The sequence below is a fragment of the Gilliamella sp. Pas-s27 genome, from assembly GCF_009795865.1.
In the GTDB taxonomy this organism is placed as follows: Bacteria; Pseudomonadota; Gammaproteobacteria; order Enterobacterales; family Orbaceae; genus Gilliamella.
The window spans coordinates 44,055-62,334 of sequence record NZ_WTEW01000018.1 but is presented as its reverse complement, the minus strand read 5'-3'; the positions used below and the strand labels follow the sequence as shown (position 1 = coordinate 62,334).

Sequence of the window (18,280 nt, the reverse complement as noted above, 5' to 3'; positions counted from 1 at the left end):
AAATAGCGACGGTTTGATGTTCAGTCATTTTTTTCATAATTAAATCCCCTTTTCTTTTATCATAGAGAATTTTCTACTTTTTTGCCGTACTATTTTAGGGGATAGTTACAAAAACTCTTTCAGCCAATAGCAGAGCACACGGTGCACGATGGTTTATTGCTTAGGTTTTATTTTTTAGGGGGGGGTATTTAGAATTGATTGTTTTGGACTGCTATGAATTAAAGTAATATGGTGTTCAATCAAAGTCAAACCTAAATTTTGAGTGTCAAAAATTATTTATTGACTAACTATTTTAACTTTTTTTTGATGGAATTGGATGTAACACTTCTACGAAAACTTGTTTGAAATTATTAGCTTTAGGGTTTAATGTCAAAGAATTGATGGGTGGAAAAGAGATGGTTTTGCTACTGAAGGTGATGAACCTAAATCTGGAACGGAAATTAATTGTGGTTATTAACTTATAAGAAAAAAATAATTAAAAAAATATCACTTTATTATTGTTGGAGCTAGCCTTACTGGTTGAGTTGTCACCATAATGTTAAAAAAAATGGCTCATTGATACTGTCAAGTTAACTCATTCTTAGCACAATCATACAGATGAAAACAAGTAAAATCTATCAACGACATTGTTATCCTGCCACTATTATTAGCCACTGCGTATGGCTCTATTATTGTTTCACGTTAAGCTATCGTAATATTGAACTTATTATGATGCAAAAAGGCATCTATGTAACTTATGAATCTATTTGTTATTGGTGTATTAAATTTGGCAAAACCTACGCCAAAAGAATTAGAAAGATAAAACAGTATGGTGATTATGTTTATATGGATGAAGCCTTTTACAAGATCAACGGTAAACGTGTTTATTTGTGGTATGCCGTTGACCAAGATGGTCAAGCGATTGATGTGTTAGTTCAAGAAAAAAGGAACAGAAACGCAGCAAAACGTTTTCTTAAAAAGATAAGAGAAAATACTAAACAAACTTTAACTACAGTAGTTACAAACAAGCTTAAAAGCTATATCAAACCAATTAAAACATTACTTTCTAATTACACCAAATATAGCAATAAGACGAGAGGACTATTCGATATTTCGTTATTGACTCGACAGATCTTAAAGTTTTTGGTAAATGTAAAGTAAAAAAGCAGAACATGGCGCAAACCATACTTAGCTATTGATGTGGATATTCACGAAACTATTAAACGGAAGCCAGCCATGTCAATGTTGGCGATATTGAAGTGTAAAGTCTTACTAGGGTAAATCATAATGAAAATAGGAAACAAATTGGGTAATGTTGCATCTAAAATCGAAGTAAAACCATACTCTTCACTCTATGCCTCTGAAATATGCGATTTGTTTCATTCGTCTATTCATGCTATTGATACCGATATTTATAGCAAAGCACAGCAAGAAGCATGGTGCTCAACACCACCAGATTATCAGAAGTGGTTAGAACGTTTAGATAACACTCAGCCTTGGATGGCTATCTTTGGCTCAAGCCTTGCGGGGGTTTATTGAACTTAGAGATGATGGTTACATAGACTGTCTGTATGTGCATCCTGACTTTCAAAAGTGTGGCATAGCTAGAAAACTCTATGACCATGTGTTTGACTTGGCCCATCAGAAAAAGCTTTCACAATTAAGTGTAGATGCTTCAAAAGTGGCCATGCCAATTTTCAAAAAATGGGGTTTTAAAATAAAGCGAGCTAATAAAATATCCAGAAAAAACCAGATACTTATAAATTACCATATGTATAAACCACTTTGATTTTTATTGAGACCTTTGTACGGTAAAGCTTCATTCAACTGTAGTAGCTCAAACTAAATTTTTAACTGCGCTTTTTTTGCGGAATTTAGGGTTATATTTAGACCTAAATACCTCTAGATAAGAGACTATTTATCGCCATTTCGCTGTTTTAGGCGCAACTTTTCTGCTGTACAGATATCCCTAGTTTGATATCAAAGTTCAATAATCTGCCTGAAAGATGAGCTTGGATTAGTTCAGTCAATGGCGTTTCAAATTAAACCGTATTTGCGAAACAAAGAATAAGTAGAAAACTTTATGAAGATAGCAGAAAATGAAAATACACATCTGATTTACCTATAATTTAGCGATAATTTGTGTCTGAGGAAATTCCCCCACATAACGCATAAAAATACTCGGTATTATAATAAGGAGAGTATCATCTACAGTATGTACTAGAGATTGTGGTTCGTTAATAATGAGTTCTTGGGTTAAAATGGCTTCTTTTAACAACTGCATAAAATGCTCACCCAATGGGGTTATGTCATCGATTTTCTGCATTGTTTTCTTTTCCATATTGGTGAATTCAATCAAAGAATTTTAATGCCAATAATATACGATTTGATAAATAACTTAACTTATTGATTTTTTTATATCATAATTACTATTAATAAGCTCGCATTTGAAATTCGGTCTCGCTTAATCATAATCATCTCATAAGAAAGGTGTTACTGTTGTCATACTTTTCATATTATGACTCTTGCTTTGAGCAAGAATTTTGTCACATTGTTTTTTTTGTTAGTAATAGGATATTAACTTTAAATTAAATAACTATTGCTAATTTTGCTAAATTAGCAGGATGGATTAGCTAGTAATTAATACTTAGTAAATGTTAACATGTTGAGGATAATTGAGAAACGACATATTATAGTGTTGTGTAATACTATCTAAAACTAAATGGTACACTGAATAATATTTTTATTTTATGTTATTGCTTTTTAACATGTACTTAGGAAAGATGGCGGAAGCGCAGAGATTCGAACTCTGGGAGGGTCGCCCCTCGCCGGTTTTCAAGACCGGTGCTTTCAACCGCTCAGCCACACTTCCGCAATGGCTGTGAATATTAAAGGAGACTTGCTTATTTGTAAATAGCTATTTTAATATTTTTTATCGTTTGCTTTAAATTTCATCAAATTTTGTGGAAATCAGGCAATCGAAGGTGCATTCCTCATCAAAATTAGTGTTGGTTTTTGATTAATTGAGTATAATACAATGCAAATTAAGTAACGTATTTTAAAAAATGTTAGAACAGATAGAAACCGATGATAAAGGTTATTTAAAAAATTGGCAGGATTGGACTGTTGAATTGGTTCCTGAATTGGCCGTAAAAGAGGGAATTAATTTAACGGATGCACATTGGGAGGTAATTTTATTTGTTCGCGATTTTTACTTAGAATATAAAACCTCGCCAGCTATACGCGCATTAGTTAAAGCGATGGAAAAAAAGTTTGGTGTAGAAAAGGGTAATAGCCGTTATTTGTATAAGTTATTTCCAGACGGTCCTGCTAAACAAGCAACTAAACTTGCCGGTTTGCCAAAACCCGTTAAATGTATATAGATAAAGGATAATATTAAGCTCATGATAAGATGGAGGCTCCCTTTATTGCTATTGGCTGTGCTTGGTTATTTGCAATATTCTTTGTGGTATGGCAAAAATAACGTGTACGATTATCAAGATAATGTTGATATGTTAATCGATTTGCGTGCTGATAATGAAAAATTAAAAGCTCGTAATGAGCAAATGTTTGCTGAAATTAACGATTTACAACGCGGTTATGAAGCAATAGAAGAGCGTGCGCGCAGTCACTTAGGAATGGTTAAACCTAATGAATATTTTTATCGAATTATTATTGATTCGGATACAAAAAAACGATAATGCATAACGTAAATAATCTTAATGATATCATCGCTATCGTGCCTGCAGCGGGAATTGGTAGCCGTATGAATAGCCAAATCCCCAAACAATATCTAAAAATCGGTGCAAAGACGATTTTAGAACATACGTTATATAAATTATTAACACATCCTCAAATTACACAAGTTATTGTTGTAATTAGCCCTGAAGATCATCTATTTAGCACTTTTTCGATCGCTTTGCATGATAAAATTAAAATTACATTAGGCGGTAAAACTCGAGCTGATTCTGTATTAGCAGGATTACAACTATTAAATGATAAACAGTGGGCGTTAGTTCATGATGCAGCAAGACCTTGTGTTGATCATGATGATATTACGCGCTTGATTGAAACGGTAACCAATAAAAAACAAGGTGGCATATTAGCTACGCGTATTAGTGATACGGTTAAGCGTGCTTATCAAGATAATGATACGGTTATTGATTATTCTGAAGACCGAACTTATTTATGGGGCGCAGCAACCCCTCAATTATTTAATGCTGGCGAACTAAAAACATGTTTGCAACACGCTTTAAATGACCGTATTGCCATTACTGACGAAGCTTCAGCCGTTGAATATTGTGGTGGACATCCTTTATTGGTTGAGTGTCGTCGAGATAATATAAAAATAACTCGCCCTGAAGATTTAGCTTTAGCAACTTTTTATTTAACTAAGCAAACTCCAAATAGGTAAAAGTATGAGAATAGGACAAGGTTTTGATGTGCATAAATTTGGTGGTGAGGGACCAATAACCCTTGCTGGTGTCAAGATCCCTTATCACTATGGTCTTATTGCTCATTCTGATGGTGATGTTGTATTACATGCCATAACCGATGCGTTGATTGGCGCGTTAGCGTTAGGTGATATTGGTAAGCTATTTCCTGATACAGATCCAAAATATAAAGGTATCGATAGTCGAATATTATTGAAAGAGGTGTATGCCCTTGTTCAGGCGAAAGGCTATGAGTTAGTAAATTTAGATACCACAATTATTGCACAAGAACCCAAAATGCGCCCCCATGTTGATCAAATGAAAGTAAATATTGCTGAAGATCTAAATGTCCATTTTGATCAAATTAGCGTTAAAGCAACAACGACAGAACAATTAGGCTTTACAGGGCGTAAAGAAGGCATTGCTTGCCAAGCCGTCGTATTATTAACCAAGAAACTCAAAATAGATTAAATTTTAAAATAGGTAATACAGGTGTTAGCACAACTTAATTATTTATATGGAGAACCAACCACTACAGGACAATATAAACAGCAATACGAAGATTTTATTGTTACAGAGGATTTAGGTTTTGAATTAACTGGCGACGGTGAGCATGTTTTAGTTTTTTTGCAAAAACGTGATTGTAATACCCTATTTGTGGCAGAACAGTTGGCCAAATATGTTGGTATTTCACCAAAGTTAGTGAGTTATGCTGGGTTGAAAGATCGTCATGCCGTAACTCAGCAGTGGTTTAGTTTACATATGCCAGGTCAGCAAACACCTGACTTTTCGGCATTTGATTTAGCCGGTTGTGAAATATTAGACGTTACTCGACATAATAAAAAATTAAAAATTGGTGCTTTAAAGGGTAATTATTTTAAAATTATTTTAAGAGATTTAAGTGAACAATCCGAAATCGATTCTAAATTACCATTAATCAAACAACACGGTGTGCCTAATTATTTTGGCGAACAGCGTTTTGGTCGTGATGGAAATAATATTACTCAAGCCATAAGTTGGGCTAAAGGCGAAATTTCGGTAAAAGATCGCAAAAAACGCAGTTTTTATCTTTCGGCAGCACGGAGTGCAATTTTTAATGATATTGTCAGCCAACGAATTGCTCAAAATTTACAGCAAACCGTGCTTGATGGCGATATATTACAATTAGCACAGCGCAGTAGTTGGTTTGTTGCACAGAATGATGAATTAATACTGTTACAACAGCGCTTAGATAGCGGTGAACTTAATATTACAGCCCCTATGATAGGTGATTCACCACTTGGTACATTATGTAAAGCGTTAGAGTTTGAGCAAAAATGTCTAGAAAATTGGTCTGAATTTAATGATCTGTTTAAAAAAGAGCGAATAGAAACAGCAAGGCGGTCAATATTGTTACGAGCACATCAGCTTAATTGGCAATGGCTAGATTGTTGTACTATTGAGCTTGAATTTTATTTGTCATCCGGTTGCTATGCAACAAGTGTGATTCGTGAATTAATAATAGAAAATGAGTAGCCCAAATGCAAAGTTTAAAAATGCAATCCCTAATTAAATCTTTGCGTCAACAAGGTATAAAAGATGAGCGTGTTTTAAATGCTATTGCCTCTGTTCCTCGAGAACATTTTGTTGACGAAGCACTTTCGCATCAAGCCTACGATAATCGTCCGCTACCAATTGGCAGTGGTCAGACTATTTCCCAACCTTATATTGTGGCAAAGATGACAGAGCTATTAAGATTAGAACCTCACTCCAAAGTGCTTGAAATCGGCACAGGATCTGGATATCAAACTGCCGTTTTAGCTAAATTAGTTGAAAATGTCTGTTCGGTAGAACGAATAAAAAGCCTACAATGGAATACTAAGCGCCGTTTAAAACAACTTGATATTCATAACATTGCAACGCGTCATGGCGATGGTTGGTTAGGTTGGCCTGAGCGTGGACCATTTGATGGCATTATTGTTACCGCTGCTGCATCTGAGGTGCCACAACGCTTGCTAGAACAGTTAGCCGATAAAGGTCGATTAGTGATTCCTGTCGGCGAACATAAACAAGTCCTGCAATTAATTGAGCGTAATGGCGATAGTTTTGTAGCTAAAAATATGGGCGAGGTAATATTTGTGCCTTTGGTTAAAGGCGATATAGAATAATGACTTTTCATCATAAATAAAAAATAGAAAATAAGTGCTTTATTTTCTATTTTTTTATATTTAAACGTAATTTTTTTAAAAATTTCTACAAAATTTTAGATAGTTATTCTTTTTGTGCAGAACGCTTCCATTCACAAATTCCATAAATAGCATTAAATAGGTAAATTAAGTATTGTGTTGTGATAATAATATTGTTGGTATAGATATTTAAAACAATGACCAATACATTTAAGATTACCCATAAATACCAGTTAAAAGAGTATCTCATCATCAGTAATAACTGAGCAACCATACCTAATCCAAAGATGAAACAATTAATAACAAGTTGGTAAGTTGTATTCGGTGCGCCAATTTTATCAGTTAGATAAATATTAATAAAAGCTGCAACAATCAGAAAGATGAGAGTATATAAAAAGCTAGTTTCACTTAGTGAACGGACTTTAACGTTTTTATCATTATCCATGTTCTTTTTCCATGTAAGTAAACCATAGATATGTGAACAAAAATAGTAAATTGATGGTAATCCTGCACCAATATTGCCGCCAAGAATATTAGCAGAACATTCTGCAACGCCAGCAAACATGCCTAATACATTACCCATATTTTTACGCTTTGCTAATAAAATAACACAGACTAGACCACAAAAAGAGCCTATGTAAGAAACCGTATAGCGTATATCAAATTGAGTAAATGGATCAGTGTATAAAAATACCAATGTTACACATAATATACAAAATAATGGATAGAATTTATTGCGTCCGATTAAAATAATAATGTCGCTTAATTTATTCATAATTAATACTCTTCATTGTTAATAAGTTGGTTAACGAGTTCAATACAGCGCAAATAGCGCTCTTCATAGTCGGGCGAATCGATTTGAATGTAATTAATATTATTTTTTTCAAGAATCGAAATGAGTAGTCGTTGAAAGTCTTTACGTTGTTTCGGGCTACCTAAATGGCGTAAACCATCAGCTACCCAAGGGGTGTTATTGCCTAATAAAATCACTAAATCAAAACGGTAATTATTAATCATCGCTTGTAAAAAAGGATGCTCCTTACCCTCGTATTTTTTACAAAAGGCTTGTGTGGTGACAAAATCGGTATCAATAAACGAAACTTTATTGGCATGTTTTATGGCAAAATCGATATATTGTGCATGACCTAAGGCGATTTTATCATAATCGGCATATTGCAAAGCACGTTCATCGCCACCAAGATGTGAAAACACATAATCTCGTCCATATTCCCAAGCACTGGTAGTATTAAATACATTAGCGAGTTTGTTAACTAAGGTTGATTTACCACTTGATTCACCGCCTAAAATAGCCACCGTTCTAACAAAAAATGGTCTAACTTCTGTTGGAATATATTGCCAGTTTTGGAGCGGAGCTTGACGAATTTGTGTACCGCTCACTTGCATAAATTGGCGGTTGGGATCAATGAGCACGGTGTTTAAATTAAATAAATCTTTATACATCGCAACATCCTGTGGTTCGCTTGAGTAAACGCTATCAGGATTTATACCTTTTTCTTGAAACAATTTTTTGACGCGTTCACTCCATTCATGCCAACCATTAGGATAAGCAGGGATACCGTCTTCTTCTAATAATTCGATGTGGATATTTTTTTGATATTTAAAGGTTTGTAGTAACCAGCGAATGCGGTCATTAATTGTTGGTTGGCGAGACATGGCGCTTTGCTCAAATAATGCCATATCTCGAGTCGTATCAGAACAAAGTATCACATACAACTCATCCACTTGGCTAATTGCTCGTTGAATAAGGTAAATATGCCCAGTATGTAAAGGATAAAATTTACCAAAAATAACGCCCACTTTTTTGTCTTTGGCAGGCTTTTCGATTTGTAAATATTGATGGAGTGATTGTAATTTTTTGGCACTAGGATTTTTAATTTTATCATTAATAAGCTGACTTAAATAACCTTTAGTCATTTGACATGCATCAGCCACAGTTTGTAGTGACAAATTTTTTCGTTTGATTGTTTTCTTTAAATAACTAAAGCTACTCATGAAAGTCTCCTTATTTTTATGTTTTTTATTTTTAACAAAATATATATTAAATTTTATTTTTGTTCAATATCCTAAACAAAAATAATTTGTTTTTATATCAATTTATTAAATTTTATAGAAATTAATCTTAAAATAGTGAATACTTATTTATTATTAATAATATGAAATAACATTATTTTTTAACTGAGATATAAGTTATTTATATTCAAATTTTTAATTTGAATAATTTATTTAAAAGGAATGGTATGAAAATTCAAAAATTAGCTTTTTTAATTGTATTTGCTTCTAGCAGTGTTTTTGCAAATAGTAATGTAACACTTAATAAAGTAACGCTATTTTTACAAGGTGCAGAATTGCAAGGACAATCAACAGTATCGTTGACTAAAGGTGAAAATGAAATTTTATTGACTGGAATTGCCAATGACGTTAAGGCTAATTCAATCAATGTCGGATTTGGTAATAATGCTAATGTGAAAGTATTATCAACAACATTCAATAATAACTATATTGATGACAGTAAAGAAAACCAAGAAATTCAATCTTTACTTGACGAATTACAAAAGTTACAAGAAAAACACGATACGGTCGAAATTCAATTAAAAGCAGTATCAGAACAAGTTACTCTTTTGCAAGGAAATCGTTTAGATTTGTTAGTTAAAGGTGCCAATGATGATTTAAATGGAATGCAAAATGCACTAAATTTTATTAAAACTAATTTAGTTACAGTACTGAACGAACAAAACAAACTACAAAAACAAATCGATCAGATAGATCAGCAGATAGTACAATGTAAAAATAAGATTGATAAACAAAAAGCATCGGCAGAAAACACAAAAAATGCAATTATTGTAAAAGTTTATTCTGATAAAGATATTACACTGCCAGTTAACTTGTCCTATGTGACTAATAAGGCTGGTTGGACACCGATTTATGATGTGCGTGTTGCTGATATCAATTCACCGTTACAGTTAACTTATAAAGCGGATATTTATCAAAATAGTGGTTTAGATTGGCAAAATGTTGATTTTAGTTTATCAACTTCAAACCCTAGTGATGGTATAACGGCACCTAATTTATACCCTTGGCGTATTGATGTCTATTCTGAAAAAGGGGGCTTCTTCTTTTCCTCATATGATGATATGAGCGCCAAAAAATCAAAGTCTGTAACTCCTAATGATAATACGCGAACCAATACATTAGGAATTAATACGCGTTTTGAGGTTAAATTGCCTTATACAATAAAATCAAATACTCAAAGTAATATTCTTACACTACAAAATAAAGAAGTGGAAGCACAATACCATTATACAGCTACGCCTAAATTAGATAGCAGTGTATACTTACAGGCACAAATTACTGATTGGGATAGACTTAACCTTTTACCAGGAAAGTCGACGGTCTTTTTTAATGGTAATTATGTTGGTGAAAGTTTTATTACCACTAAAAATCTAAAAGAGACGTTAGATATCTCTTTAGGAAAAGATAAAAATATTTTTATTGCTCGTAATCGTAATGTTAATGAAACATCAAAACCTTCGTTATTTGGTAATGATATTTCACAAAAATATGCTTACACCATTGATGTAAAAAATGCCAAAACATTACCTATTGATATTATTGTTTATGATCAATTACCAATTATAGTCAATAAATCCGTTTCACTTGATAATGCTAAATATGATGGTGCAGATTATGATAAAGAAACGGGTGAATTACTATGGAAATTTAAGTTAAATCCAAACGAAAATAAAAATCTTAATTTAAGTTTTAAACTGACTTATCCAAAAGACAAAGTTAACGATATAATTGGCTTATAAGTAAGTGAATAACAGAAATAGAATATGTTAAACGAGTGGTTAAACCAATTTAAACAAGATAGCCAAATTAGTTTGCTAGATATTCATTTGGCAACGTTTTTGACGAATAAAGCGATGTTAAGTGATGATATTACTGCGAAACGTTTTAGTTTTTTGGTTTTATCGCTAAGTAAAGAGGTTAGAGCAGGACACGTTTGTCTTGATCTGACATGCCTAACCACTCCAACTATAGATGCATCACTTTGGTTAGCTTTAGCGTCACCAAACGAACAAGATTGGATCTTCACGCTTGAACAAGCACGCCATAGTCAGGTTGTGAGCGATGGCACAAACTTGTCGCCTCTTGTATTTATTGAAAATAAACTCTACTTTCAACGAATGTGGTTGGACGAAAAGAATGTCGCACAATATTTCAATCATACGACTTTTAATGAACAACCCACTGATTATTCTGATTTAAACACTATACTGAATCAGCTTTTTACTCAGCAGCAATCTCAAATTGATTGGCAAAAAGTAGCTGTTGCAGCGGCATTAACACGCAAAGTGGCAATTATTTCGGGCGGACCGGGAACAGGTAAAACAACCACTGTTGCTAAGATTTTAGCAGGGATTTTATTAACCACTCCTAATGCTCGAATTGTAACGGCAGCACCAACCGGCAAAGCGGCATCAAGGTTAACAGAATCACTGAGTCGAACAATAGAACAACTCAATTTTACATCATTAAACCTAAAGGCCGAGGCGATCACTTTACACCGTTTATTGGGTGCAAAAGCCGATAATAGCTCATTTACACACAACAAAAATAATCTATTACATATTGATGTGTTGGTTATTGATGAAGCCTCAATGGTTGATTTAAATATGATGGCAAGAGTAATAGAAGCGTTACCCGTTTCAGCACGTTTAATTCTGCTTGGTGATAAAGATCAGCTTTCATCTGTTGAAGCTGGAGCTGTATTTGGTGACCTTTGTACTTTTATTACTCAAGGTTATAGTCAACCTCGTGCAAAAGAGCTAAGCCAATTAACTGGTTATAATGTGCCTTCTTGCGAACAAACAGCAACAATTACTGACAGTATTTGCTTATTACAAAAGAGTTACCGTTTTAACGAGTCATCAGGCATTGGTTTGTTAGCTAATGCTGTGAAAGAAGGTCGCTTAAGTACCGTTAAAAAATTATTAACAGATAATGAGTCGCTAGAGGATATCCGCTATCATCCGCTATCATCTCAGCAGGTTTATGAAGACGTTTTACATGATAGCATTCATCACTATAAACATTATTTAACTGTTATTAAACAAAATGGAACTAACGATATCGCATTAGTTTTAGCCAAATTTGCCGAATACCGATTACTTTGCGCAGTAAGAGAAGGTCATTTTGGCGTAGAAGGTTTAAATAAACAAATTGAATTACTATTAGCCAAAAATAAGTTGATTCAATTAAAAAACAAAGAAACATGGTATGTAGGGCGACCGATTATGATTTTGCGCAATAGCACTTCATTAGGGCTTTATAATGGCGATATTGGCATTACATTAATGGCTGAGCACGACAGTTCAAAATTGCGAGTATATTTCCCTTTTGCTGACGGTTCGATTAAAGGATTTTCGCCATTTCGATTACCTGAGCATGAAACAGCGTATGCTATGACTATCCATAAATCGCAAGGTTCGGAGTTTGATCATGTCAATATTATTCTGCCAACTGACTATTCGCCATTGCTAAATCGTTCATTGCTTTATACCGCCATTACTCGTGCTAAAAAAACGGTTTCTATTTATGCGACTGAACCGATTTTATTACAAGCAGTCAAAAGTCAAACTGAAAGGCATAGTGGTTTGGTGAATTTATTACAGAATAATAATTAATACTAAAGCTTAGCAAATAAAAACAGGGCAGTTAAGCCCTGTTATTTTATTAGTGGATGATCTTAGCTAAAAAGTCTTTAGCACGATCGGATTGTGGATTAGTGAAGAATTGTTCTTTTGACGTATCTTCAATGATTTCACCCGCATCCATAAAGATCACTCGATGAGCAACTTTACGAGCAAAGCCCATCTCATGAGTAACCACCATCATTGTCATGCCTTCATAAGCGAGCTCAACCATCACATCTAATACTTCGTTAACCATTTCAGGGTCGAGTGCTGAAGTTGGTTCGTCAAACAACATAACAATCGGATCCATACACAGTGCGCGAGCGATTGCTACACGTTGTTGTTGACCACCAGAAAGCTGAGCAGGGTATTTATTTGCATGGGCAAGTAAACCAACACGCTCTAAAAGGTTAAGGGCCTTTTCACCCGCTTCTTTATCTGAACGGCCTAACACTTTAATTTGAGCGAGTGTTAGATTTTTCAAAATTGTTAAATGAGGAAATAACTCAAAGTGTTGAAACACCATACCCACTTTAGAACGTAATTTTGCTAAATTCGTTGACTTGTTAGTAATTTCTGTACCATTAATAACAATTTTACCTTGTTGAATAGGCTCTAAAGCATTTACGGTTTTTATCAGTGTTGATTTCCCTGAACCTGAAGGGCCACACACAACAACAACTTCGCCTTTACCTACTCGAGTAGTGCAGTTTTTTAATACCTGAAATTGTCCATACCATTTTGATATATTTTCTAAGGAGATCATCGATTTATCCCTTTTTTAAAATAATTAACTAAACATGAAGCAGTAAAACAAATTACAAAATAACTTGCTGCTGCAAAAATAACCATTGAATATTTATCTGTACCACCTTGGGTGCCCCCAATTTGAGTCACACTTGCGCCAAATAAATCTATTAACCCCATAACATAAACTAAAGATGTATCTTGGAATAAGATAATACCTTGGGTTAATAATAATGGCACCATTGATCTAAACGCTTGCGGTAAAATAATTAAACGCATTGCTTGGCTTTTAGTCATTCCTAGTGCATAAGCAGCGTGGTATTGTCCTTTTGCAACAGCATTGATACCCGCACGAATGATTTCAGAATAATACGCAGCTTCAAATAGCGCAAAAGCAATCATCGCTGATGCAATACGCACATCGGCATAGGGGGGCAAGTTAAATAGATACTTAATGGCTTGAGGTAGTGCTAAATAGAACCATAGCAACACTAATAAAAGAGGTATTGAGCGAAACAAAGTAACATAACTTTTCGCAAAAATATTTAATATTTTAATGTTAGATAAGCGCATTAACGCCAGTACGGTTCCCCAAACAATGCCAAAAGCAACTGCGATAAACGTGATTTTAGTTGTTAGCCATAATCCACTTAATAATAATTCATAATTATCTAATACTAATGAAGGTATATTGGCAATCCAATTAAATAATTGCGTATTTATAATACTATCAATTATCCTATCAATCATCCTATCAATTATCCTATCAATAAACTGCATATTATCCTCCATGACTCATGTTAGGTAAGCGAGTATATTTTTCAACAATTCGCATCACAGTAATTACCACATAGTTAATCAGCATAAAGGCAATGGTAACACCCAACAATATTTCAACAATGCTATTAGTTGACTCATTGATACGATCGATTTGACCAATCAAATCAATTAACCCAATTGTTGAAGCAACCGATGAGTTTTTAATAATATTAGTCATTTCTGATGTTAATGGTGGAATAATACGTCGATAAGCATTTGGTAATAAAACATACATATAAGCTTGTCGATTCGTTAAACCAAGAGCAATAGCAGCATAGCGTTGACCTTTTGGTAACGTTTGAATGCCAGTTCTTACTTGTTCAGCGATACGTGCTGAAGTAAACAAGCCTAGTGCTATTGCAGCAGTAATAAATGCGCTTACATTGGGCGATAAATCAGATATAAACCAAACTTTTACACGACCACTTAACATTACAGGTAGAATCATATACCACAAAAACATTTGCACAAGTAATGGAATGTTACGAAATAGCTGAATATAGCTTGCTGCAAAGTTGTTTAAAAATTTATTGTCTAATGTTCTACATATCCCAATAAGCGATCCTAGTACAAAAGCAATGATCCACGCAGTAAAAGCTAATGAAGCTGTGACGATAACACCGTCTAAAAGCCAGTTTAAATAAATTCCACTACCATAAGGAGTGGGTTGAAAAAATAGTGTCCAATTAAAACTCATAATATATTTAATTCACTAAATTAGATTATGTACTAAATGCTAAAAACAAAGCACTTAGTACATTGGATTAGAAAGATAAGAAAAGTATTAATCTAATGCTTTATCATTAGGGTTAGCAAACAGCTCAACCATTTTTGGTGAAATTTCAAGACCCATATTTGCACCTTTTGGTGGAACAGGTTGAGTAAACCATTTGTTATATGATTCTAATGCCTTCCCTGATTTTTGTGCATCAGCAATAGTTTTATCCATCAATTGTTTAAATTGAGTATCGCCTTTTCTTAACATACAGCCATAAGATTCATAAGAAAGTGGTTCACCAATAATTTTCCATTCCGCAGGATTAATTGCTCGGGAACGCTCACCGGCAAGTAGTGCATCATCCATTAAAAATGCCACGGCACGGCCTGTTTCAAGCGCATTGAATGCATCGCCATGATCTTTTGGCGTAATAATACGAATACCTAAGTTATCTTTATTATTGATTTGATTTAAACGGATTTCTGACGTTGTGCCAGCGGTTGTTACCACATTTTTGCCTTTTAAGTCTTCAATGCTATTGATATTGCTATCTGCTTTGACTAAGAATCGAGTACCGACAATAAAAATACTGTCTGAAAAATCAACTGTTTTTTGACGTTCAAGGTTATTTGTGGTTGAACCACATTCAAAATCATAAGTATAGTTGTTAAGTAATTGAATACGAGTCTTCGAGGTGACTGGTAAATATTTTACTTGAAGGTTTGGTAAATTTAGTTCTTTTTTAACTGCATCGACAATTAAATTAGAATAATCTTGTGAATAACCAATAACTTCTTGTTTTTCACCATAATAGGAAAATGGAATCGAAGATTCTCGATGACCAACAACAATAACACCTGTATCTTTAATTTTGGCTAATGTACCGCTTAGCTCTTCTGCAACAGCTGAACCAGTCATTAAGCCTAACATTGCAAATGATAGCACTAATTTGGTTAATTTTGTCTTTTTGTTCATACTCATCTCCTACTGTTCCTACTGTTTAGTTTGTATCATATTAAATAATTTTAATATTTTTACAAAGACCGTATATTATAACTTATTTTTTTGCATAAAAGTACTTTTTACTGTTTTATTTATCTATCACGGAGCTAGATGTAATCAATAATTAGCGTGTTTTTGCCAATGATTAATCACACCAAAACTTCTTAAACCTAATTATATTTAAGCAAAAATTATGCCAGTATCATAAATTATGAACGTCTTTTTATAAAAAGTGAGATAAGCATAAATGCCATAATAACAAAGTAAGGAACATTCCCCCATCTTGCATAAGGCGTTAATCCTGTTGTTGGCGAAACAGAAGCTGATAAAACATCTGTTTTAAATTGAGGCAATTGTTTAACAATATTACCATGCTGATCAATAATTGCCGTAATACCTGTATTAGTACTACGAATTAACGGCCGACCAAACTCAAGCGCTCTAGCTTGTGCCATTTGTAAATGCTGTTTAGGACCAATACTATCACCAAACCACGCATCATTGGACACCGTCAATAAAAAATCACTATCAGGGGTAAATTTTTGTCGCATTAAATCCGACAAAATAATTTCATAACAAATAGCGGGTGTAAATTTAAAGCCTTTTATAACTAATTGTGGTTGTTTTGCTTGGCCAGACCTCATTGATGACATGGGAATATTAAGTAATTCAGCAATCGGCTCAAGTACTGACTCTAGTGGTGTAAATTCACCAAAAGGCACTAAATGGTGTTTTTGATAACGATTTATTGTTGGGTATTGATAGGGTTCCTTTTCGCCCAATACTAATAGCGTATTATAGATATCACCATTGGATTGATAACCATCCTCACCAAATCGATAATCAATAATACCAACAGCGATTTCAGCATTATGGGCTCTGGCTTCATTATCCAAATGTTGTAAAAAAGACTGCTGATTAATTTCGTAATCGGTAATGCTAGCTTCTGACCATATAATAATCTTATTTTCTTCAAGATTATCTAGAGTTAGTTTGGCATAGGTCTGTAAGGTATTATTCAGCTGTTCTCTTGTCCAACGAATTGACTGTGAAATATTTCCTTGAATTAAAGCAAAATTAGCCGAACGGCTGTTATTGACGGTTGTCCAATCGACATTTTTGAATGAAATTGGTGCAAAAAAGATCATGATTAGTGCAATAAACGCACCGAAAACGAACCTTTTAGGTGTTTTTGTGGTGGCGGTCTTTATACCATAAACTAACAAGCCACATAACACCGTTAAAATCAAATTAACACCATCAATCCCAACGACAGAAAAGTAAGCACGCAAAGGACTATCAAGCTGACTATAACCTAATTGCAACCAAGCAAAACCTGTCAAAATATAGCCACGTAAAAACTCGGTAACTTGCCAAACAATCGGTGCGACAAGCACAAGCTGTTTAAACGAAAATGGTGTAGCAAATCGATTTGTCACTCTTAACAAAAAAGCAAATAGCATTGGATAGAGCGACAAATACAAAACTAAAAGTCCCAAAATAATTATGGCAACAAAAGGCGGTAATTCCCCATACTGTTTAATACTAATATAAACCCAGTGAACGCCAGCCAAAAAGTAGCCAATTCCCCAATTTAATCCAAGCATCACGGCTTGTTTTTTAGATTTATCAGCTATAAGCCATAACAGCCCTGCAAACGACACAAAGGCCAAAGGCCAAAGATGAAAAGGGGCATAGCTAAAAACCGCTATACTACCTAAAAACAAGCTTAATAAAATTGGTTTAAGCATTTTCTGGTAACTCTAAATTAGGTACTTTTGCACCATCAGGGATTGTTACATGCAGTTGAATAATACGCCTTCTATCGGCAATGGTTACTTTAAATTGATAACCATCAATTGTAATACTCTCACCGCGTAAAGGTAAACGACCAAAATGTTGCATCACTAGCCCGCCAATGGTGTCCATTTCGTCATCGCTAAAATCAGTGGCAAAGATTTCATTAAAATCTTCAACGGGTGTAAGTGCTCGAACAGTATAAACCGAAGGGGACAAGCGACGGATATCACGATCTTCAACTTCATCATATTCATCTTCAATATCGCCAACGATCAGTTCTAAAATGTCTTCGATAGTCACAAGACCCGACACACCACCAAACTCATCAATAGCCATTGCCATATGATAACGCTGCATACGAAACTCTTTTAGCATATGATCAACACGTTTACTTTCAGGCACAACAACGGTTGGTCTAAGGATTTTTTTCAAATCAAAGTTATCGACACCTTGGCGAATAAAAATCAACAGATCCTTTGCCAATAAAATCCCTTCAATATGATCGCGATCTTCACTAATAACAGGATAACGGGAATGCCCATGTTCAGAAATAATATCTAAACATTGATCAAGCGAATAATTGTCTTTAATGGTAACAATTTGAGAGCGGGGGATCATAATATCGCGAATACGTTGCTCGGCAATATCCATAACGCCTTCGATCATATCAAGCGTATCGGGATCGATAAGCTCGTTTTCTTCGGCTTCGCGGATCACTTCGATCAGTTCTTCTTTATCTTTTGGTTCTGAATGAAATAACTGACTTAACCATAATGCAAACCCTTTTTTAGGTCTCCGGTGATTATCATCACTCATTTGTTCTTTTCCTTTCTTACTTTATTATTAATGTAATATCTATTTTATGCTTAGTTTACTTAATCTACTTACTAAAAGCGCTTA

At 34.2% G+C, this 18,280-nt stretch carries 20 protein-coding genes, 1 tRNA gene and 1 pseudogene; 12 read left to right on the top strand and 10 right to left on the bottom strand.

Going from position 1 to position 18,280, the window contains the following annotated elements; translation table 11 throughout:
• Positions 1 to 299: 299 nt before the first annotated feature.
• The 4 genes and pseudogenes from GQ589_RS12560 to GQ589_RS12555 form a co-directional block, all read left to right on the top strand.
• Positions 300 to 457 (top strand): annotated as a pseudogene (locus GQ589_RS12560) (rhodanese-like domain-containing protein); the annotation flags it as partial.
• A gap of 140 nt (positions 458 to 597) precedes the next feature.
• Positions 598 to 1,140: an IS6 family transposase gene (locus tag GQ589_RS08255; protein ID WP_160425513.1), complete on the top strand. Its 543-nt coding sequence runs from the start codon at positions 598 to 600 to the stop codon at positions 1,138 to 1,140.
• 126 nt (positions 1,141 to 1,266) lie between these two features.
• The gene (locus tag GQ589_RS08250) at positions 1,267 to 1,518 is read left to right on the top strand and encodes a hypothetical protein (protein ID WP_160425511.1); all 252 of its coding nucleotides are present in this window, start codon (positions 1,267 to 1,269) and stop codon (positions 1,516 to 1,518) included.
• A gap of 34 nt (positions 1,519 to 1,552) precedes the next feature.
• On the top strand, positions 1,553 to 1,768 hold the full coding sequence (locus GQ589_RS12555; protein WP_370519428.1) for a GNAT family N-acetyltransferase: 216 nt from the start codon (positions 1,553 to 1,555) through the stop codon (positions 1,766 to 1,768).
• Positions 1,769 to 2,101: 333 nt separating this feature from the next.
• Here the strand turns inward: GQ589_RS12555 and GQ589_RS08240 are convergent, their stop codons facing one another.
• Both GQ589_RS08240 and GQ589_RS08235 read right to left on the bottom strand, forming a co-directional pair.
• A complete protein-coding gene (locus GQ589_RS08240) occupies positions 2,102 to 2,305 on the bottom strand; it encodes a conjugal transfer nickase/helicase domain-containing protein (protein ID WP_160425507.1) in 204 nt (67 codons plus the stop codon).
• A gap of 458 nt (positions 2,306 to 2,763) precedes the next feature.
• Positions 2,764 to 2,851: transfer RNA gene (locus tag GQ589_RS08235), tRNA-Ser, on the bottom strand.
• Positions 2,852 to 3,044: 193 nt separating this feature from the next.
• On the opposite strand from GQ589_RS08235, the gene GQ589_RS08230 reads away from it, so the two are divergent.
• Genes GQ589_RS08230 through GQ589_RS08205 form a run of 6 tightly spaced genes read left to right on the top strand, consistent with a single transcriptional unit; the run spans position 3,045 to position 6,559 of the window.
• Positions 3,045 to 3,362, top strand: a complete 318-nt coding sequence (locus GQ589_RS08230; protein WP_160400151.1) for a TusE/DsrC/DsvC family sulfur relay protein — start codon at positions 3,045 to 3,047, stop codon at positions 3,360 to 3,362.
• A 21-nt stretch (positions 3,363 to 3,383) separates the two neighbouring features.
• Positions 3,384 to 3,680 carry a cell division protein FtsB gene (gene ftsB, locus GQ589_RS08225; RefSeq protein WP_160425505.1) on the top strand — a complete coding sequence of 99 codons (297 nt, stop codon included), beginning with the start codon at positions 3,384 to 3,386 and terminating at the stop codon, positions 3,678 to 3,680.
• The gene (ispD, locus tag GQ589_RS08220) at positions 3,677 to 4,393 is read left to right on the top strand and encodes a 2-C-methyl-D-erythritol 4-phosphate cytidylyltransferase (protein WP_370516479.1); all 717 of its coding nucleotides are present in this window, start codon (positions 3,677 to 3,679) and stop codon (positions 4,391 to 4,393) included. Before ftsB ends, ispD begins: the two co-directional genes overlap by 4 nt.
• 4 nt (positions 4,394 to 4,397) lie before the next feature.
• The gene (ispF, locus tag GQ589_RS08215; RefSeq protein WP_160425502.1) at positions 4,398 to 4,883 is read left to right on the top strand and encodes a 2-C-methyl-D-erythritol 2,4-cyclodiphosphate synthase; all 486 of its coding nucleotides are present in this window, start codon (positions 4,398 to 4,400) and stop codon (positions 4,881 to 4,883) included.
• Between the two features lie 15 nt (positions 4,884 to 4,898).
• A complete protein-coding gene (truD, locus tag GQ589_RS08210; RefSeq protein WP_160425521.1) occupies positions 4,899 to 5,927 on the top strand; it encodes a tRNA pseudouridine(13) synthase TruD in 1,029 nt (342 codons plus the stop codon).
• 5 nt (positions 5,928 to 5,932) lie between these two features.
• Entirely contained in the window at positions 5,933 to 6,559 is a 627-nt protein-coding gene (locus GQ589_RS08205; protein WP_160400147.1) for a protein-L-isoaspartate(D-aspartate) O-methyltransferase, read from the top strand.
• 103 nt (positions 6,560 to 6,662) lie between these two features.
• Here the strand turns inward: GQ589_RS08205 and pnuC are convergent, their stop codons facing one another.
• Both pnuC and nadR read right to left on the bottom strand, forming a co-directional pair.
• Positions 6,663 to 7,352, bottom strand: a complete 690-nt coding sequence (pnuC, locus tag GQ589_RS08200) for a nicotinamide riboside transporter PnuC (RefSeq protein ID WP_160400146.1) — start codon at positions 7,350 to 7,352, stop codon at positions 6,663 to 6,665.
• A 2-nt stretch (positions 7,353 to 7,354) separates the two neighbouring features.
• Positions 7,355 to 8,590 (bottom strand): multifunctional transcriptional regulator/nicotinamide-nucleotide adenylyltransferase/ribosylnicotinamide kinase NadR, encoded by a 1,236-nt coding sequence (nadR, locus tag GQ589_RS08195; protein WP_160400145.1) that lies wholly within the window; start codon positions 8,588 to 8,590, stop codon positions 7,355 to 7,357.
• A gap of 245 nt (positions 8,591 to 8,835) precedes the next feature.
• On the opposite strand from nadR, the gene GQ589_RS08190 reads away from it, so the two are divergent.
• Positions 8,836 to 10,407: a DUF4139 domain-containing protein gene (locus GQ589_RS08190; RefSeq protein ID WP_160425501.1), complete on the top strand. Its 1,572-nt coding sequence runs from the start codon at positions 8,836 to 8,838 to the stop codon at positions 10,405 to 10,407.
• 24 nt (positions 10,408 to 10,431) lie between these two features.
• A complete protein-coding gene (recD, locus tag GQ589_RS08185) occupies positions 10,432 to 12,285 on the top strand; it encodes an exodeoxyribonuclease V subunit alpha (protein ID WP_160425499.1) in 1,854 nt (617 codons plus the stop codon).
• Between the two features lie 49 nt (positions 12,286 to 12,334).
• On the opposite strand, the gene GQ589_RS08180 is transcribed toward recD, so the two are convergent.
• The 6 genes from GQ589_RS08180 to corC all read right to left on the bottom strand — a co-directional run bounded on the left by GQ589_RS08180 (position 12,335) and on the right by corC (position 18,196).
• Positions 12,335 to 13,060, bottom strand: a complete 726-nt coding sequence (locus GQ589_RS08180; protein WP_160411379.1) for an amino acid ABC transporter ATP-binding protein — start codon at positions 13,058 to 13,060, stop codon at positions 12,335 to 12,337.
• A complete protein-coding gene (locus GQ589_RS08175; protein WP_160425519.1) occupies positions 13,057 to 13,791 on the bottom strand; it encodes an ABC transporter permease subunit in 735 nt (244 codons plus the stop codon). Before GQ589_RS08175 ends, GQ589_RS08180 begins: the two co-directional genes overlap by 4 nt.
• A 31-nt stretch (positions 13,792 to 13,822) precedes the next feature.
• Entirely contained in the window at positions 13,823 to 14,557 is a 735-nt protein-coding gene (locus GQ589_RS08170; protein WP_160425497.1) for an amino acid ABC transporter permease, read from the bottom strand.
• Positions 14,558 to 14,644: 87 nt separating this feature from the next.
• Complete coding sequence (locus GQ589_RS08165) at positions 14,645 to 15,553, bottom strand: glutamate/aspartate ABC transporter substrate-binding protein (protein WP_160411376.1); 909 nt, start codon at positions 15,551 to 15,553, stop codon at positions 14,645 to 14,647.
• 236 nt (positions 15,554 to 15,789) lie between these two features.
• Complete coding sequence (gene lnt / locus GQ589_RS08160) at positions 15,790 to 17,331, bottom strand: apolipoprotein N-acyltransferase (protein ID WP_160425496.1); 1,542 nt, start codon at positions 17,329 to 17,331, stop codon at positions 15,790 to 15,792.
• Complete coding sequence (gene corC / locus GQ589_RS08155) at positions 17,324 to 18,196, bottom strand: CNNM family magnesium/cobalt transport protein CorC (protein ID WP_160400137.1); 873 nt, start codon at positions 18,194 to 18,196, stop codon at positions 17,324 to 17,326. Before corC ends, lnt begins: the two co-directional genes overlap by 8 nt.
• Positions 18,197 to 18,280 lie beyond the last annotated feature (84 nt).

What these genes read in the sequence shown, in the direction of transcription:
- GQ589_RS08170 (WP_160425497.1), bottom strand. Translation starts at nt 14,557, where the DNA reads ATGAGTTTTAATTGGACACTATTTTTTCAACCCACTCCTTATGGTAGT.
- pnuC (WP_160400146.1), bottom strand. Translation starts at nt 7,352, where the DNA reads ATGAATAAATTAAGCGACATTATTATTTTAATCGGACGCAATAAATTC.
- ispF (WP_160425502.1), top strand. Translation starts at nt 4,398, where the DNA reads ATGAGAATAGGACAAGGTTTTGATGTGCATAAATTTGGTGGTGAGGGA.
- lnt (WP_160425496.1), bottom strand. Translation starts at nt 17,331, where the DNA reads ATGCTTAAACCAATTTTATTAAGCTTGTTTTTAGGTAGTATAGCGGTT.
- GQ589_RS08255 (WP_160425513.1), top strand. Translation starts at nt 598, where the DNA reads ATGAAAACAAGTAAAATCTATCAACGACATTGTTATCCTGCCACTATT.
- GQ589_RS08230 (WP_160400151.1), top strand. Translation starts at nt 3,045, where the DNA reads ATGTTAGAACAGATAGAAACCGATGATAAAGGTTATTTAAAAAATTGG.
- ftsB (WP_160425505.1), top strand. Translation starts at nt 3,384, where the DNA reads ATGATAAGATGGAGGCTCCCTTTATTGCTATTGGCTGTGCTTGGTTAT.
- GQ589_RS08240 (WP_160425507.1), bottom strand. Translation starts at nt 2,305, where the DNA reads ATGCAGAAAATCGATGACATAACCCCATTGGGTGAGCATTTTATGCAG.
- GQ589_RS08180 (WP_160411379.1), bottom strand. Translation starts at nt 13,060, where the DNA reads ATGATCTCCTTAGAAAATATATCAAAATGGTATGGACAATTTCAGGTA.
- recD (WP_160425499.1), top strand. Translation starts at nt 10,432, where the DNA reads ATGTTAAACGAGTGGTTAAACCAATTTAAACAAGATAGCCAAATTAGT.
- GQ589_RS08205 (WP_160400147.1), top strand. Translation starts at nt 5,933, where the DNA reads ATGCAAAGTTTAAAAATGCAATCCCTAATTAAATCTTTGCGTCAACAA.
- GQ589_RS08165 (WP_160411376.1), bottom strand. Translation starts at nt 15,553, where the DNA reads ATGAACAAAAAGACAAAATTAACCAAATTAGTGCTATCATTTGCAATG.
- GQ589_RS08175 (WP_160425519.1), bottom strand. Translation starts at nt 13,791, where the DNA reads ATGATTGATAGGATAATTGATAGTATTATAAATACGCAATTATTTAAT.
- nadR (WP_160400145.1), bottom strand. Translation starts at nt 8,590, where the DNA reads ATGAGTAGCTTTAGTTATTTAAAGAAAACAATCAAACGAAAAAATTTG.
- GQ589_RS08190 (WP_160425501.1), top strand. Translation starts at nt 8,836, where the DNA reads ATGAAAATTCAAAAATTAGCTTTTTTAATTGTATTTGCTTCTAGCAGT.
- GQ589_RS08250 (WP_160425511.1), top strand. Translation starts at nt 1,267, where the DNA reads ATGAAAATAGGAAACAAATTGGGTAATGTTGCATCTAAAATCGAAGTA.
- corC (WP_160400137.1), bottom strand. Translation starts at nt 18,196, where the DNA reads ATGAGTGATGATAATCACCGGAGACCTAAAAAAGGGTTTGCATTATGG.